Source organism: Termitidicoccus mucosus, from assembly GCF_038725785.1.
In the GTDB taxonomy this organism is placed as follows: Bacteria; Verrucomicrobiota; Verrucomicrobiia; order Opitutales; family Opitutaceae; genus Termitidicoccus; species Termitidicoccus mucosus.
Genome location: NZ_CP109796.1, coordinates 1053058 through 1069304, shown reverse-complemented (window position 1 = coordinate 1069304; position 16247 = coordinate 1053058). Strand labels below are relative to the sequence as shown.

Annotated in this window: 10 protein-coding genes; all 10 read right to left on the bottom strand. The window is 61.8% G+C overall.

Annotation, left to right across the window (positions count from 1 at the left end; translation table 11 throughout):
• Positions 1-85: 85 nt before the first annotated feature.
• The 10 genes from rbsK to OH491_RS03610 all read right to left on the bottom strand — a co-directional run bounded on the left by rbsK (position 86) and on the right by OH491_RS03610 (position 16084).
• Complete coding sequence (gene rbsK, locus OH491_RS03655) at positions 86-1018, bottom strand: ribokinase (protein WP_068769814.1); 933 nt, start codon at positions 1016-1018, stop codon at positions 86-88.
• 80 nt (positions 1019-1098) lie between these two features.
• A complete protein-coding gene (locus tag OH491_RS03650) occupies positions 1099-2499 on the bottom strand; it encodes a DUF3748 domain-containing protein (protein ID WP_068769815.1) in 1401 nt (466 codons plus the stop codon).
• A gap of 92 nt (positions 2500-2591) precedes the next feature.
• Positions 2592-3851, bottom strand: coding sequence for an MFS transporter (locus tag OH491_RS03645; RefSeq protein ID WP_068769290.1), 1260 nt, complete (start codon positions 3849-3851; stop codon positions 2592-2594).
• A gap of 5 nt (positions 3852-3856) precedes the next feature.
• The gene (locus tag OH491_RS03640; RefSeq protein ID WP_068769291.1) at positions 3857-4636 is read right to left on the bottom strand and encodes an HpcH/HpaI aldolase family protein; all 780 of its coding nucleotides are present in this window, start codon (positions 4634-4636) and stop codon (positions 3857-3859) included.
• Positions 4637-4645: 9 nt separating this feature from the next.
• Positions 4646-6823 (bottom strand): hypothetical protein, encoded by a 2178-nt coding sequence (locus OH491_RS03635; protein WP_068769292.1) that lies wholly within the window; start codon positions 6821-6823, stop codon positions 4646-4648.
• A gap of 96 nt (positions 6824-6919) precedes the next feature.
• Positions 6920-11014 carry an autotransporter outer membrane beta-barrel domain-containing protein gene (locus OH491_RS03630; protein WP_068769293.1) on the bottom strand — a complete coding sequence of 1365 codons (4095 nt, stop codon included), beginning with the start codon at positions 11012-11014 and terminating at the stop codon, positions 6920-6922.
• 143 nt (positions 11015-11157) lie between these two features.
• Positions 11158-13482 carry a TonB-dependent siderophore receptor gene (locus OH491_RS03625; protein WP_068769294.1) on the bottom strand — a complete coding sequence of 775 codons (2325 nt, stop codon included), beginning with the start codon at positions 13480-13482 and terminating at the stop codon, positions 11158-11160.
• Between the two features lie 309 nt (positions 13483-13791).
• Positions 13792-14793, bottom strand: a complete 1002-nt coding sequence (locus tag OH491_RS03620) for a LacI family DNA-binding transcriptional regulator (RefSeq protein WP_068769295.1) — start codon at positions 14791-14793, stop codon at positions 13792-13794.
• Positions 14794-15153: 360 nt separating this feature from the next.
• Positions 15154-15387, bottom strand: a complete 234-nt coding sequence (locus OH491_RS03615) for an ATP-binding protein (protein ID WP_068769296.1) — start codon at positions 15385-15387, stop codon at positions 15154-15156.
• A gap of 298 nt (positions 15388-15685) precedes the next feature.
• Complete coding sequence (locus OH491_RS03610) at positions 15686-16084, bottom strand: hypothetical protein (RefSeq protein ID WP_068769297.1); 399 nt, start codon at positions 16082-16084, stop codon at positions 15686-15688.
• Positions 16085-16247 lie beyond the last annotated feature (163 nt).

Below are 16247 nucleotides of genomic sequence, written 5' to 3'. Positions count from 1 at the left end.
TCTTTTGGAATGGGTGGTGTGCTGAGTCGCGCCCGATATTGCGCATAAACATGGAAATCTCCCGCTTTGCCGGACGGCTTTCGGCCTATGGTTTGCGTTTCAATAGACGCTCGATTTCCGTCCGCGCCGGGGCGGAGGGCTGGGCGCCGAGGCGGGTGACGGAGAGGGCGGCGGCGACGTTGGCGAAGCGGATGGCCTCGGACAGGTCGCGGCCCTCGGCCAGCGCAACGGCCAGTGCGCCGTTGAAGGTGTCGCCGGCGGCGGTGGTGTCCACGGCCTTCACCTTGCGTCCGGGAATCAGCCCGCTGGTCCGGGCGTTGTGCAGATACGCGCCTTTGGCCCCGAGCGTGATGATGACGGTTTCCACGCCTTGTTTGAGCAAGGCGTGGGCGGCTTCGCGGGCGGAGGCTTCGTCGGTGACTTTTATGCCGGAGAGCAGTTCGGCCTCGGTTTCGTTGGGCGTGAGGATGGACACGAGCCTGAGCAGCGCGGGCGGGAGTTTTTCCGAAGGCGCGGGCGCGGGATTGAGGATGACGGGCACGCCGTGTTTCTTCGCGAGCTTCGCAGCGGCGGTGACGGTGGGCAGCGGGGTCTCCAACTGCATGACCAGCGCCTTGCTGCCAGGGAAGGCGGCCTCCGCGGCGCGCACATCGGCGGACGTGAGGCGGGCGTTGGCACCGGAGGCCACTGCGATGCTGTTTTCGCCGGAGCCGGCCACGAAAATCAACGCGACGCCGGAGGGTGTCTTCGCGTCGCGCAGGATGTGGCGGGTGTCGATCTTGTCGGCCTTGAACCCGGCGAGGGCCTGGTCGCCGAACATGTCCTTGCCGAGGCGAACGATGAAGGCGACATCGCCGCCGGCGCGCGCGGCGGCGACGGCCTGGTTGGCCCCTTTGCCGCCGGCCGCGGTGGTGAATTTGCCTCCAAGGAGGGTTTCGCCCGGGCGGGGAATGCGCGCGAGCTTGATGATCATGTCGGTGTTGGAGCTGCCGAGGACGAGGATGCGTGGTTTGGTCATCGAAAGATTTTCCTTACCGTCGAGGTGCGAGCGCGGGCGGATGGATTTTGGGGAAGACAGGCTGGTCATGTTTTGCGACTTTATGGGTTGGCGTGAAAATCCGGCAGAGGCCGGGTTTGCTCGGGCACGCGCACGGTGAAGATTTGATTATATCCGTTTCCTTGATACATAACGTGACGGAGAAAGGCGATTTGCGTGCCGTCCGGAGAAAACACGCAGGCAAGCTCCGATGGCGCGTCGGACGGATCGCGACGCGGTGTGAGGCGCGCGGTATCGCCAGAGGCCACGTCGATCACGCACACGCTGCCGTCGATGACTGCGGCGATACGCGTGCCATCGCAGTTCCACGAAAACGCCGACGCGATGTCATGCGGAAGACGCGTGACCTGGCGCGGCTCGCCTCCGTTGGGCAAAATTGTCCAGAGTTGCGTGACGCCGTCATCGTCCTTCATGAGAAAGGCGATTTGCGTGCCGGCGGGCGAACTGCGCAGCCAATGGCGCGGCGCGGCAGCAACGCCGGGAAACTTGCGCGAATCGGTGAAGGTGAGACGGCGCTGCGCCGTGCCGGCCGGCGGCGCGGGGCGGCGGGTGGCGGTGCCATACAGCGGCGCATCGCCCGGGCGGGTGATGTCGTCGGGGATGTCCACGACAAAAACCTCGGCGTGCCGGCTGCCGCTGGCGGCGGTGACGAGCCCTTGGAACGCGAGGGCACGCCGCTGCCGCCTTCCATCAGCGCGGTTGTAACCGTCTTCGCCGATCCAGCCTTCTTCGAAAGCGCGGCTGATTTCGTCGGAGCCGGGGCGTGGTTCATTAACGGTGCGGGTGACGACGGCGCAGAAGAAAGATCCGTCGTGGTTGCGCGGGTGGTTGCGGGCAACATGGACGGGACCAAACGGCGCGGCCACGGCGACGTTGCGCTGGTTGCGGTCGCGGGCGGCTGTTGGCACGGCATTTTTTTGACCGCGTTCTTTTTCGTCGCGGCGGGTGAGGATTTCGTCGTCGTAGGTGAAGCTCAGCCACTGGCCATCGGGACTGTAAACATGCACATGCGACCCTCCACGCAACGCGCCCGGTGTGAACGGTGGCGCGTAGTTCATCGCGTCCATCGGGAGGGCTTTCATGGGTTGGTTGATGTCCACAATCACACCGTGGCGGCGCGAGAAACCGTAGTTCCAGACGCCGGACGGATTCTCCGGCCCGAGGATAAAAACGACGCGATCGAGCGCGGGATGAAAGGTGACAACGCCGCAGCACGCGCCGTCGCGGGAATGGTAGAGACGGAGGATGCGTCCGGTTTCCATATCCACGGCCTCGATGAGATCGCCGTCGAATTGCGAGCTGTCGCCGGAGCGGATGTCGTAGGCGAGCCAGCGTCCGTCGCGCGACCAGCAGTTGATGTTGGTGAGCACATGGTCGTGCGCGGCGATGGTGATCTGGCGTTCGGCATCCGGGATGACAAAATCACGCGGCGGGGCGGGCATCAATCGCGGGCAGCTTGAGGCAACAATTCCGCCAAACGCAAAAGTCGCGGTGATGGATTGGATTTTCGATTTCCGGTTTTTGATGCTGGTGTTCATTGCGTCAGTTCGCGGTTGGGTTTTATCAACAAAACCAGCGCCGCCGCGATGGCGCAGAGGATGGCGAAGACGGCAAAGATGAGGTTGTTTGGCAGGCCGACATCGCGCATCAGGCCGACGCCCCAATCGGTGAAGCCTCCGAGGCTGATGCCGGCAAAATTCATGATGCCGTAGCCGGTCGCCCGCAATTCGGGGCGTGCGACCTGGCAGAGTATGGGCATGCTGTTGCAGTCAAAAAAACCGTAGCCGAGGCCGAAGAGCACGAGGAAGACCACCGCGATTCCCAAGGTGCCTGCATTGCCGACACCGAAGAGCGCGGGGATGATGCAGCACAGACCGAGCACGCCGACTTGGATGCGCCCGCGCCCGGTGTGCCGCATCCGCCGGTCGGCCAGCCAGCCGCCGGTCAGGACGCCGAGCATGGCGGCGATGTTCGTGTAGAGCGCGGCGGACACGCCGGCCTGCCCCTGGCCGATGTCAAACTGATGTTTCAGGATTGAGGGCATCCAGTCCTTCACCACCCAGCCCGCGAGGCCGGGCAGCGTGAAGTAAATGACGAGCATGATGAAGTATTTGTTGCCGAGCAGTTCCGCAAAGGCGCGCGCAACCGACGGTTTTTCCCCACCCGCGCCCGCGCTTGCCGGCACGGCGGAGCTTTTCGGCGCATTGCGCAACAGAAGGAATAGCGGCGCCGCGTAGAGCACGCCGAGGATGCCGGCCGTGTCGAAGGTCCAGCGCCAGCCGAGATCGGGTGAGTCCGCCGCATGGCCGCAGAAACCGCCAATGATGATACCGAAGTAGAGCGCCATGTGGTGGATGCCGACGGCGCGCGAGCGCGTGGGGCCGGTGTGGTAATCGGTGATCAGCGACAGCGCCGCCGGAAAATAAAATGCCTCGCTTATTCCCATGAGGGCGCGGCTCCACATCAGTTGCTCGAAGGTCTGCGCATGACCGGTGGCCCATGTGATCGCCGACCACGCGAAGAGGCTCACCATGATGACGTGCCTTTTGCTGAACCGGTCGGCGATGTAGCCGCCAAGCGGGCTGAGCACGGCGTAGGTCCATTTGAACGCCGCCGGCAGCAGACCCCATTTCGCCTCGGTGTCGAGGCCGATGACGTCGACCATGATCGAGTATTTCATGGCGGCCATCATCTGGCGGTCCATGTAATTGAGCAGGACGACTGGCGCAAGCAGCGCGACCACGCACCAGGCGTAACGAGAAACGGCGGACGGGGCTGAAGGATTGGCGGTCATGGAGGTCAGAGGCGGAGGCCGGCCCGCTGCCTGCCGAGTTTCAGACCTTCGAGAAACCAGCCGAGTTCGCCGTCGAGCATGATGAAGCGCAGGCCGTCGTCGCGGAATTTTCCGACGAGCTTCGGGTCGGTGAAGTTGCCGCCGCCGGGGATGCCGCGCGCCTTCGCAGTTTGCAATATGCGCTGGACGGCTTCGCACACCGGACCTTTTTCGAGGTCGTTGGGCAGGCCCATCGAGAGGGCGAGGTCGGTGTTGCCGGCGAAGGCGACGTCAATGCCCGGCTCGGCGAGGATGGCGTCGAGGTTGGCGAGGCCTTTTGCGGTTTCGATTTGGACGACGAGGAGAATGTTGTCGTTGGCGTCGCGGGTGAAGGCGTCGCGGTCGGGCATCTGGAAGCCGGTGTGGGGCGTGCCGAAATGCGAGCCGCGCCGGCCCGCAGGCGGATATTTCATGAGGGAGACTGCCTCGCGGACTTGCTCCGGCGTTTCGACCATCGGCACCATGATGCCGGCGACGCCGAGGTCGAGGAGCGGGCCGATGAACTCCCGTCGGGCGGCGGGCACGCGCGCCATCGGGCGGCAGCGGCGGCCATTGAAACTTGGTAAAATCCCCGCGAGGTCGCGCAGGGTGAACGGGCAGTGCTCGAAATCGAAAAGCGCAAAGTCATAGCTGGCGATGTCGAAGAAGGCGCCGAGATTGGGCGAGAGCAACTCCGAGACAAAAAGGCCGGTGAGCGTCTCGCCGTTTATGAGGCGGGTTTTGAGTGTGGCAGCAGTATTGAGCATGGGAAAATTTTATTTTTTTACGACAGATACATCCAGCGCGGCGCGCCCCACGGTGTCGGTGAGGCTGGTGTAGCCGGGGCCGCCGCCGGCAAGGTAGCCGTCGCTGCGCCCGGTCTCATCGCGGCTGACCCAAAACGAAAAAAGTTTTGCGCCGGCGCCGAGTTGGAATCGGATGCGCACGGTTTTCTCCGCAAGCGCGGAGAGATCGGCGGCATCTTTCCAGCGGATTTCCGTGAGCGTGCTGTCGCCGGTGAAGGGGATGCAGTTGTCGAGAGTGAAGGACCCGATAGGGCGTCCATTGGGTTCGCAAAGCTCCGCCTTCACACCGCCTGTACCGGCGATGGCGTTGACAAAGAGGCGCGCGCCGGAAAAACGCACCTGGCGCGTGAGCAGCACGCCGCCACCGGCGCTGGCGTTCATCGAAACAAAGCCGTCGCGGCGGAGCGTGGCGATGCCGGTCGCGCCGCCGGCGTGCATGCCGGACGGTCCAATGTCATTGATGCCATTTTCCCCCATTTTGAGTTTTTCGTTGCCGGCGAACCCGATGTAATAAAACCAGAGCTTGTCGCCGCGGATGACGCAAATGTTGCCGAGCGATTGCACGTAGCCGCGGTCCCAGGTGCCGGCGGCGTGCGCGGAGTTGATGGCGATGGCGCGGTCGGGGCGGTGCCAGTGGAAGCCGTCGCGACTGTAGGCAAAATTGAGGCCGGTGAATTTCGGGATGCCCGCCTTCGCGCAGACGCTGTTTTTCGGGCCGTAGTGGATTTGGAAAAAGCCGAGCATGAGGCTTTCGTAGGCCACGGCGTCGAGGTTGTAGAGCTGGGTCTTTTCATTGGCGACGGGATGCAGGTCGAGTTTGTCCGCGCGCGCCCATGGCACGGGTTGATTGGGAAGCCAGTTCATGGTTTGCTCGAAATCATCGCCTTCCCAATAGGCGCGCGAGCGTCCGCCATCTCTTCTTTCATCCCTGGTCAAGCGCAGGCTGCCGACCCATTTTTTGCGAAATGGATTGTAGAACATGCCGGAGCGGTCGCCGCTGATGCCGCCACTGAGAGGCGTGCTCCAGGTGATGCCGTCGGGCGAGGTCGCATAAACGCAGTGGAAGCGGTTGTGGTCACCGGGGCCGTTGAGAAATAATTTGAAGCGTTTTTGCGGGTCGCTGGTGTGCGGGTCGCGGACGACAGTCCACGAGTCGGCCTTGATCTTGTCGGGGATGACCTGGTTGGTGCCGGGGCGGAGCGGGAGGCTCGGGCGCTCCCATTTCAGGCCGTCGCGGCTCGTGGCGTAGGCGACAGTGCCGATCCAGCCGGCTTCGTACCAAAGCTCGAAAACTTGTTTTTCGGGACTCCACCAAAGGCCGCCGCTTTTTGGCGTGGCGCAAGCAAACTGGGTGAACGCCTTGCCGTTGCGCCGGCCGTGTTCGAGCGGCGTTTCGGGGACAAGCACGGGGTTGCCGGAATATTTTTCCGGGTAATGAAATTCGCGCGCGAGGTTGGTTTGCTCGACGAGAAAATCGTCAACAAAAAGCTGCCGCCCGAGGTCGATGGGGACGACGGCGGGACGTTTTTCGAGCCACGGCACGGGGGGGGGCTCGTCGGTGTCCAGATTGATTCTTGGCGGCCATTGCCCGGGGAGGCGGATGCCGTTGTAGAGGAGTTCGCCGGCGCCGGAAGGTGTCTGGCGCGGCACGTCGAAGCCGGCAAGGATGACCCAGCCCGGAAGCTGGAGCTTCTCGCCGTCGGCGAGTGTTTTCCCGAATGCGCCGTAGATGTCGGATTGTTTGTATTGGCCGTCGATGCTTCTGAAGAGAAAAAAGGTTTTTTCAGGCCGTTGCACAAAGCCGAGCGCGACCATGTGTTCAGTGAAATCGCGAGCCTTGTTGACCGGCGCAAGTGCGATGACATCGCCGGCGCGCAGGCACTGGTAGTTGCGCTGGCACTCGGCTGCGGATTCAAAATACAGAAGACCCTCCAGCCATTCGGGATAGGGGTCGCGGTGGCCGCCGTACTTGCGATCGTCGAAGTAAAAGCGGGCAGCCGCGGCATCCTTTTCCTTGGAAAACATCGCAAGTTTGGCCGGCAGGTGGTCGGTGCTCTTCATAAGCGCTGGAAGCGCCGCCGCGTGGCTGATGAGGAATGTGAAATGCAGAATACAGAACAGCAGGGAGTGCAGTGTGTGTGTTTTCATAAAGGGCGCGGGATTTTGGATGGGTGCGATACTTGGAAACAAAGTGGTGGAAATGTCCGGCTCGCCGAGAGGAGCAAGATGCCTCCTGCATCAGACTCACCACGCGAAAGCAATGCCGAGCGTGGCGGCGGCTCCTTGCGTGGCGGCGGTATCAAACCATTCGAGATCGGCTTGCAGGGCGGCTTTGCGGCTCAGGTTGAGCAGCAGTCCGGCGCCGATTTCCGCGCCGGTGCCGCCGAGGGCGTTTTTGAATGTCTGGTCGGCGACATTAACGCGGCCATCGCCGCCGATGTCGCAGAGCCAGCCGACGCGCAGCCACGGAGCGCACTTGAGGTTGTTTTTCCAAGTGCCGTCGTGACTGATGCGCAGGCTGGCGCGAAATTCCTTCATGTCGGCACCGACGACGGAATAGCGGCGCCCGGCGGAATCGGTGACGGATTTGAGTTTGTGGGCCTGATAGAAGATGCGCGCGGCGGGTTCGAGGCGCCATTTTTTGGCTTTGCCGAGAGCGATGTCGCGTCCGGCGGAGAGCTGGCCGCCCCAACTATAGCCGGAGGTGGAGAAGGGCAGGACGCGCGGGGCGACGGCGTCGTATTTTTCCGTGCCGTTGCGCAGGAGCGCGTCAATGTGCCACGCGCCGATGATGCCCGACGCATACAGGCCGCCGCCGGTGGACGTGGTGGCGCCGGTGGTGACGCGGCCGGGCAGGTGGATGTCGGATTTTGCGTGGTCAAGAAAGAGGCCGAAGATAAAAATGCTTTCGGGGGTCGGGAGCGAGAGCCAGTCGAAGCCGGCCTGGACGCCCTGCGTGTCGGCGTCGGCGCGCGGTGGGGTGTCGTAGCGGTCGTAGCGCACGCCGTCGAATTTTTCGTCGCGCTGGAAACCGGCGAGCCAGAATTGTTTTGAGCGGTTGACGGTGGTTTCGCGGGCGGCGGGGAGGCGATTTTCGAGCGAGGCAAACGCGGCCTTGCCGATAATCAGCGCGGCGGCGTCGAGCGCGGCGATGGCGCGGATTGGCTCGGCGACGAGCGTGCGCCAGCCGCCGGTGCCGGCGTTAAGCGCGGGGTCCCATTGGTATTTGCCGCCGGCAAACTCGACGGTGCCGTTTTGGACAAACGCGCCTTCGGCGGCGGAGCCGGTGACGATGAGCATGTCGCCGAGCGAGGGCAGCAACGAGGTGTCGCCGCGCAGCGGGTCAGCGCTGGGTTGCTCCTGCAACGAAACGCGCGTGAAGCCGTCGGCGTCGCCATTGATGATGAAGCGGTCAAATTCCATCGTGCCGCCGGTACCGAGTGACATATCGAGGCGGATTTCGCCCGTGGCGGCGCCGGTGTAGTTTCCGGCAAAAGTCATCACGCCGTGCGGCGCGGACGGGTCGGCGGCGCGGCCAACTTTGATGACGCCGGCGTTGGTCAGTTGCGGCGCGGAAAAGCTGCCGGTTCCCATGAGCGCGGCGCCGGTCGCGATGTCAAAGACCGATGCGGCGGCGAGCATGGTAACAGGTTTTATCACAAGTGAGCCTTGCGAAATCGTCACGGTCTGGAGCGTGAGCGTGCCGGTGAATTCGAGCGTACCTGCGCCAGTCTTGAAGAACGCGCCGGTGCCGGTGATCGCGCCAGAATAATCAGCGTCGGTCTCGGCGCGGAGCGCGAGAGCAGCGTTGTTGATGATGGACGCTCCGCGCAGGTTATTCGCTCCGGCGGCGAGCGTACCGCCGGTGATGGTGACGGCGCCGGCGTGGGCGGCGGAGCCGGAAATTTCGAGCGTGCCATCGCCGGTTTTTTCGAGTGTGCCTGCGCCGGAGATACCGGAGGAAAGCATCAGCGCGGCGCCGTCGATTTCGAAGGTGGCCGTGGCCGAGCCGGCGATGCTGACTGCGCCGGCAAGCATGCCGTCACCGGCGAATGTGCCGGCAAGGGTGCCGCCCGTGCCGGTAAAGGCGATTGCAGCGTGTTCGCTTTCTGTAATGGCGGTGCCAAGCTGGGCGACGTTGTCAAAGACGATTGCGCCGCCGGAGATTTCGATGCCGCCGCCAAAATTGTTCGCGCCGGTGTTTTCAAAGGTGAGCGTGCCTGCACCGGTTTTTATGAGTTTGCCCGTGACTCCCGCGAGGTTGTCGGGATTGCCGGGAAGCGTGATGATGCGTGTGCCGGAGGTGATGCCACCGGCGCCGGCAAAGGTGTAGTCGGCGTCGCCGGAAACGGTGATGTCGGAGACGCGCGTGTTGCCCGTGAGCGTGATGGCGCGGTTGGCCGGATTGCCCGCATCGGACACTCCATCGAAGGTGACGGCGTCGAGGCTGATGTAGTTTTTTGTGTTGTTGGAACCGGTCCAATTGTCGCCGGTGGTGTCCCAGCTTGCGGAGTCGGAACCTGTCCACGTGAGGCGGCGCGAGATGTCGGACTGGACGAGAATCTGGAGGGCGGAGCCAGCGGCGACACTGGTGGCATTTTGGCGGGCGCCGGAGCCGCCTTGCGCGGCGCCGTCAATCGTGATGGTGCTGCCGGCCAGCGCGCCAAAGCCGGCGATTGTGTAGGTGCCGGACATGCCCGGAGTAAGGTCGAGGGTGTTTACGCCGGAGATGCTGAGGGAGCCGGCGATGGTGATGATGGTGTCGGCTGCGTCGAAGAGGCCGAGTTTGAGGGTGGAGTCGGCAAACGTGAGGTTGCCGCCGATGGAGAACGCCGCCGCACCCGGGGACGCGGGCGAGAGCGCGAGCGTGGTGTTGTTGAATGAAACATTGCCGGTGATGGCGCTGCCAGCGGCGGCGGAGAGTGTCTGGCCGGCGGTGCGGGCGAGCGAGCCGGAAAGGGTGCCGCCGGAGGCAAGGGTTACGGCGCGGGCACTGTCGAGCGTGGCGGCGGTGTCGAAAGCGACAGCCCCTGCGGAAATGTCAAACGCGCCGCCAAAGTTGGATGCGAGCGTGAGCGTGCCGGCGCCGAGTTTGTTAAATGAGCCGGTACCGGTAAGGGTGAGAGTATATGCGTTTGGTGTGGTGAGTTCAACGCCGCCGCCGTCGACAAGGATGGCGCCGCGAATGTTCGCAGGAGTGCCGGCGAGTGTGCCGGAGCGCACGATGTTGCCGCCGGTGTAGTCGTTTTCAGCGGCAAGGGTGGTGCATCCGGAGCCGTTGACCTCGACGGCAAGCGCGCCGGTGAGCTTGTTGTTGAAAACGAGTTCGGAGTTGACGTGCGTGAAGAGGACCGTTGCGCCGCCGGTGCCTGTGCCGCCGACGATGTCGATGAGCGTCTGGCCGTCGCCGCGGGTGATGGAGTGCGAGCCGTTGCCGGCGATTTCGAGCGTGCCGCGCGCCGCGCCGGAGGAGGCGAGCGTGATGGCGTTGGCGCGGAGGTTGCCGCCATTGAGGAACGTGACCGTGCCGGTGCCGCCGAGTCCGACGATGAGGCTGCCGGAGGAGATGAGTGCGTTGTCCGAGAGCGTGATGATGCCCTTGTGGGTGGCGGCTTGGCCGAGCGTTATGAAGGAACTGGCGGTAAACGAGCCGGAGTCGGTCAGGATGACCGTGCCGGTGCCGGTGTGGCCGACGACCGCGGAGCCGGAGCTGGAAAGGTGCGCGGAACCGTGGATTTCAACCAGTCCGCGCGCGCCCGCGGCAAGATTGCCGCCGATGTAAATCGTGGTCGGGGCGGAAGCGCGGGAGTTGCCGTTTAGAATGAGCACGCCGTAACCGCGCGAGCCAAGCTGCATGTTGCGGGGGCTGAGCCATGCGGAGCTGTCGTTCAGGGTGATTATGCCGGTCCCGCTGGTCTGATTCCCCACGCCCGTGTCGTAGGTGCCGACGACGGTGATGGTGCTGCTGCCGTGTAGGTCGACAACGGCATAGCCAGTGGTGGCAAAGTTGAGATTGTTGGTGACATACAGGGTGGAGTTGTTGAGGGCCATGAACGCCGTGCCGGTGGCGTTGGCGCCGATGTTGGCGGCGGCGATGCGAAGATAGGAATTGTTGAGCGCGATGGAGCCGGTGGTGTTGGCTGTGTTGCCGATGTTGAGGGTGGCGGCAGTGGCGGAGACCGAATCGAAAACGGGACCCGCGATGGTATTGAAGGACACGATGTCGGTTTGCAGGGGGACGATGCCGGCATCCCAGTTGGCCGCGTTATACCAATCGTTGTCGCCCGCGCTGCCGGTCCATGTGTAGGTGGCGGCATGCAGCGGGAGAAGATTCACCACAAAGGCGCAAAGGGCACAAAGGAGCGCGGGCTTTCCAGCCCGCGAGAGAAACGGTGTCGGAGACGGGACTGAGGTGGTTTGGGGATTCATAAGCGGTGTGTCGGTTTGTTTTTTAAATTATGTGTTTTTCAGGCTTCAGATTTTTAGAAACGCAGGCGATAGCGGACCTGAATCTGGCATCCAGCGTTGAGTTGGCCGCTGCTGTTATACCAGACAGCATCGGTCAGGTTTTTAATGTTCACGCCGACTGTATGCCGGTATTTACCGGTGCAGAATACATACTCGGCAAAAATATCAAAGAGCGTGATCGCCGGGCGTACTTCCTCAATGGCATTATTGGGGCCGTAGGGATCGCCGTTCTTGTTTTTGACGCGCAGATTGCCGGTTATGCCGCCATTTTGAGTTATGCTGTCAACGCCGGTGACTTGCGAGCCGAAGGTGCCGTAGCGGGCGAAGTATTCGCTATTGTGGCGCATCGTGAAGCCGACGGCAAATCCGCGCATCGGGCCCTCGGTGACTTCGTAACGGAGGGTGCTGCTCAGGCTGGTCTTCGGGACGTAAAGAAGGGGCACACCCTCTCGTTCGGGTTCCTCGGGATAGTCCTTAACGAAGGCATCGAGTTTGGTGTAAGTGAGGCTCATGGAAAATTGCCTCGTGATGTCGCCAAAAAACTCAACCTCGACGCCATTCACGCGCTCAATGCCATTGTTGAGGTATTCAGGCATGCTGCCATCGTAGTCACTGTCATCGTCGCTGTAATACGGATTACGTTGGGCGATTTTCCGGTCTATTTGGTAAGCCGACGCCGACCAGTAGAGGGCGCGCCTGCTGCCGGGATCCTTGAGGATTTCTCCGCGCGCGCCGGCTTCGATGCCACGCGAGGTGACGGGGTCTTGCAATTTGCCGGTGCCGCGGTCGTAGGTCGTGCTCGCCGTGAAGGAGGTGCTGCGGTTGGCAAAGGCAATGAGCTTCCCGGGAATGATGTGCACAACACCCCCGTAAGTTTCATTGAACATGTTTTTGTTTAGGCTGCCCGTTTTCGAAGGCTCCATGTAGTCGTCGTAGCGCGCCCGGAAATCGTCGTGGCGCAGCGAGGCATAGAGCAGCACCCGCCCGCGCAACAACTCCATGCGCTCGCTCAGAAGAAAACCTATGTCCTCGTAACGCACGCGCCGGTCGTGGAACAGTTCGGTGACGAGCGAGCGGTCAAAACCGCCCCAATCGGGATTGGCGACGCGGAGGTTGAGGATGGTGTCGGGAAGCGCGGCCAAGTTTTCCGCCGACATTGTCCAGTCGGGCAACTTGTCGCGCGCGTCGGAAACGTCCATCGTAAGGAGGAGTTTGTGAGAGGTGGGGCCAATTTTGAACTCGGAGAGCAGGTCGGCCTGGCCGGCGAAAGTGCGTGGATCATGGTTTTCGTAATATGGCCTGCGGCCCGGAAGGATGCCGGTGATCATGTTATACACCGGGATGTTGGTTGGTTCGTTGGTCCCCCATCCCCAGCGCTCGTAGTTACCGAAATAATACTGGCCGTTAATGCGCAGGCTGAGGTAGCGGCTGAAGCGGTGCTCGAAACGCGTGTCAAAAGTCGAGATTTTCCGGTGATTGTATTCGTCCGGCCCGCGGGCATTAAAATAGGAGTAGCTGATGAGCCGCCCGCCCGTCACCTGTCCCGTATTCCACGCGCCAGTGACGGGAGACATGACTTGATTCGCTCCCGTCCAGCGCATGATGAGGCCGGCGTGTCCGCGGTTCAGTGTCTGGACTTTTTGCTCGAAATCAAACATCCACACCGTGTTCTTGCTAATTTGCCAAGTGAAGGACGCGGATGCGGCCCATGTGCGATGAAAGAAAAAGTCCTGCGGCCCCCCGATTTTCATGTATTGGAAGTCGGTGCGGTAAAACAAGTTTTTGGCCACCGGGCCGGTGGCGCTCATCTCGGTGTTCTGATAATAGGTGCCGGTGTTGTGGTAAAAACCGTAGGCCGGTTTACGCTGTGCGCGCTTGGTAATGTAATTGATTATGCCGCCCGGCGACGAGCGTCCGAATGTGGCTGCGAGCGGGCCTTTCACGAATTCAACACGCTCGATGTTTACGGTAGTGTTGTAGCCCCATCGCTGGAACCCGTTGCGATAAAAATTCGCGCCGAAACCGCGCAGGCTCGGGGTGGCGGCGCCAGTCTGCCACTCGGTGATCGCGTTGCCCCCTGCGATGAACGCCGCCTGCTCGTGTTCCTGGCTGAGCGAGAACGCCTCCAGAAACTCCGGCTTGAGCACCGTCACGGTGATGGGCGACTCGACGAGCAGCGTGTTGATGCGCATCGCACCGAGCGTCTCCTCGGCCCTCATGCTGGTGTCCTTCGCCGAGGTGCGCACGGCAAACTCCGGCAGCACGACGACCTCGGAGTTTTCATCGTCGGCACCAGCGGCAGCGGATGGCGCCGGGCGCGGCGCCTGTTGCCCGTGCACACTGGCAACAGCCAGTGCACCAGAAAGCACAGAAAGCAACAACCACTTAATAAAAGATGGGGAGGAGGGATAGTTTTTTTTCATAAGATATGGAATGGGAGGAATGGGCGAAAAGGAGGGCAGCAATTAATGGCAAAGGGGGAATTAAACATCGTCAGCTTGTACACGCTCGTAGACGGAGTCAGGCATTCCCTCATGCACATCGTTGCGTAATCCATTCATTCTGGATTTAATATTAGGAATGGTGTTACCGCAGAGAAACAGAGAACACGGGACCAGAAACCGGAGTTTTCCCTAGCCTCTGACCGATCAGTCTTCGACCCAAGTGCCGTCAATGAGCAGGTTGTGGGTAGGTGTCTGGCTGCCGCGTTCGTTGCGGTGGATTTGGCCCACCGCCAGCTCCACCGCAGCGCGGCCCACAACCTCGGGGAGCTGGTTGATGCCCCATAGTTTATTATTGTTGCCGCCCAGCGTGAGCCAGACGACACGGGGGAACCGACGGTGGGTGCCGAGCCACGCGGCGGCCTGTTGGTCGCCGCAGACGATCACATCCGGGCGCTTCTCGCACAGCCAGCGTTTGACCGCCTCGCGTCCGTCGCGGCCGGTTTTCACCATGAGTGGGCGGATGCGGTGCGTCGCCGGCCAGTGAAGCTGCCGCTCCAAAAAGGCCGCCAGCCACTTGCCGTTGATGCGCGCGTTGCCCGCCAGGCTGCTGACAAAGCCAATGCGCTCGTAACCTTTCGCCCGCAGCCGGTCGCACGCCAGTTGGATGCCCTGGAAATGATTGTGGGAGACGCGGTGCATCGCTGGGGCTTGCAGACTCGTACCGATGGTGACGGCGGAGAAGCCGCGCAGGTCGAAGTCATACCTTATCGCCGTCTCGGGCACCGGCGGGAAGATGATGCCCCACTGGTCGCGGGCGGCGAGGATCTGCCGCAGACGCGCGGGGGAGACGCCATCGGCCTCCGGCTGCCACACCTCCACGCCGTAGCCCAGTTCCGCCGCGCGCTGGCGCGCGCCGGCGAGGTGCGTGTCCCAATACGGCACGCTCACCGCCGCACTGCCGCGCGGCCAAAGGTCAATCCACGCGATGCAAAACGGGTCGGACCGCCGCCGGCGCGAGTGCAACTGGGACATGAGCGTCGCGACCATGGGATGCGGCGCGTAGCCGAGTTTTTCGGCGATCGTCTTGATCTCGGCGCAGCGTTTTTGCGGAATCGCCGGGTCATTGCGCAGCGCGCGGGAGACGGTTGACCGCGCGACCCCGGCCTTGCGGGCGACATCAAGCATGGTGACGCGATCAGGGTTCATGAATACGATGTTCGACGGCGCGCGCCGGAAAAATCAACGCCGAAGTCGCGGTGCCGCCGGTGGAGATCACCGCAGCAACCCGGTCTGCTCCTCTTTGCTCTATTTTCCCGCTCAGTCTTTTCCGGGCTGGATGTCAGTTTTTTCCAGAAATATTTGCGTTGAGGGGCACGGGTGTTTTTACCCACGATGATTACCAGTCCGCAATCAACCAGTTTGACCAAACGAGTGCGCATGGCTCGGGTGGAAATGCCAGCAAGGTCAGCCAGTTGTTGTGTAGGAAGGGCCATTGAATGCATCGGGAGCGGCGAGTGCGTAACGTATGGCGACAGCCACCGGATCCAATGCCGGCGGCGACACGGATTAGAGCGAGACAGTGACAGGGAAGCGGAACCGCCATTTCCTGAAAACAGGCGCGGGCAAGCCAGCCTGACGACAATCAGCAATGACGCGCTGGATACCGCTGCCGCACTGTTCGATGTAGCCAAGCTCCTTGAAGACACGCCCGATGACGCGATTGCGCAGCTTGGAGACTCCCTGTTTGATGTCGTCAACCGTCAGCCCGGCCAAAAGCACGTCGGGATTCTCCTCTTTCAAGCAAGTCGGACGATGGTGTCGATTTCGTGCATCAGTTGTAGAGAGTTTTTGGAGAACGAGTGTTATGTACCTTCACGAATCGATTGCCGGGTTTTGGCAATCACTTGCAATATCGCCGTCGGGTTTTTGATGAGGGCTAAATTTTTTTCATTTTTCGTCGAAATCACCCTTGCCAGTCGTTCTCCAGCAATAATCCGAAAATTATACAAATATTCCGCAGTATCCTATGAGATAGCGGATAAATTGTGTAATTTCTTAAAGAAATCGTTCTGCGGCCAAGATCAATGTCATCGCTGGCTCACCGGTTGGCAAGGCTCCCAATTCGAAGGGAAAGCCATCTTACGACGATATACTCGTTGCAGGGTTTCGGGGCAACAATGGTGCTGAGCCTGATTCGGGGTCGATAGAATACTTCAGATTTTATCGATTGGATGAACTGGCGCACGGTGCGAGCCGCGCCCCGATAGCCTTGTGCCACAATCTCGGCGTGCAGCCGGACCGCGGACAGGCCGTGCTGCAGCCAGCGCTCGCACAAATAGTCCTTGAAAGCATCGAGGAGGCTGGAACGCACCCGGCGTGCCGGTCGCGGTGCATACTCGCAGCGCAGCATCTTGCGCACGGTGTTGCGAGAGTGCCCGGTCAAACGGGCGATTTCCCGCACGGAGTGTCCCTGACGATGAAGAAAACGGATGTCCATAAACTAGTCGGATGTAAGCATGGGGTGGGCGGCAGTGAGGTCCGCCACGCTAGCCCGCGCGGGTGTAATCGTAACCAAAACAATCGCCGCAAGCCCGCTGCCCTCATGCCTCAGTCTTACCGCTACTGGTGGGTCACTTTTACACCGCCGTTGATACTACGAC

What these genes read in the sequence shown, in the direction of transcription:
- rbsK (WP_068769814.1), bottom strand. Translation starts at nt 1,018, where the DNA reads ATGACCAAACCACGCATCCTCGTCCTCGGCAGCTCCAACACCGACATG.
- OH491_RS03650 (WP_068769815.1), bottom strand. Translation starts at nt 2,499, where the DNA reads ATGCCCGCCCCGCCGCGTGATTTTGTCATCCCGGATGCCGAACGCCAG.
- OH491_RS03645 (WP_068769290.1), bottom strand. Translation starts at nt 3,851, where the DNA reads ATGACCGCCAATCCTTCAGCCCCGTCCGCCGTTTCTCGTTACGCCTGG.
- OH491_RS03640 (WP_068769291.1), bottom strand. Translation starts at nt 4,636, where the DNA reads ATGCTCAATACTGCTGCCACACTCAAAACCCGCCTCATAAACGGCGAG.
- OH491_RS03635 (WP_068769292.1), bottom strand. Translation starts at nt 6,823, where the DNA reads ATGAAAACACACACACTGCACTCCCTGCTGTTCTGTATTCTGCATTTC.
- OH491_RS03620 (WP_068769295.1), bottom strand. Translation starts at nt 14,793, where the DNA reads ATGAACCCTGATCGCGTCACCATGCTTGATGTCGCCCGCAAGGCCGGG.
- OH491_RS03610 (WP_068769297.1), bottom strand. Translation starts at nt 16,084, where the DNA reads ATGGACATCCGTTTTCTTCATCGTCAGGGACACTCCGTGCGGGAAATC.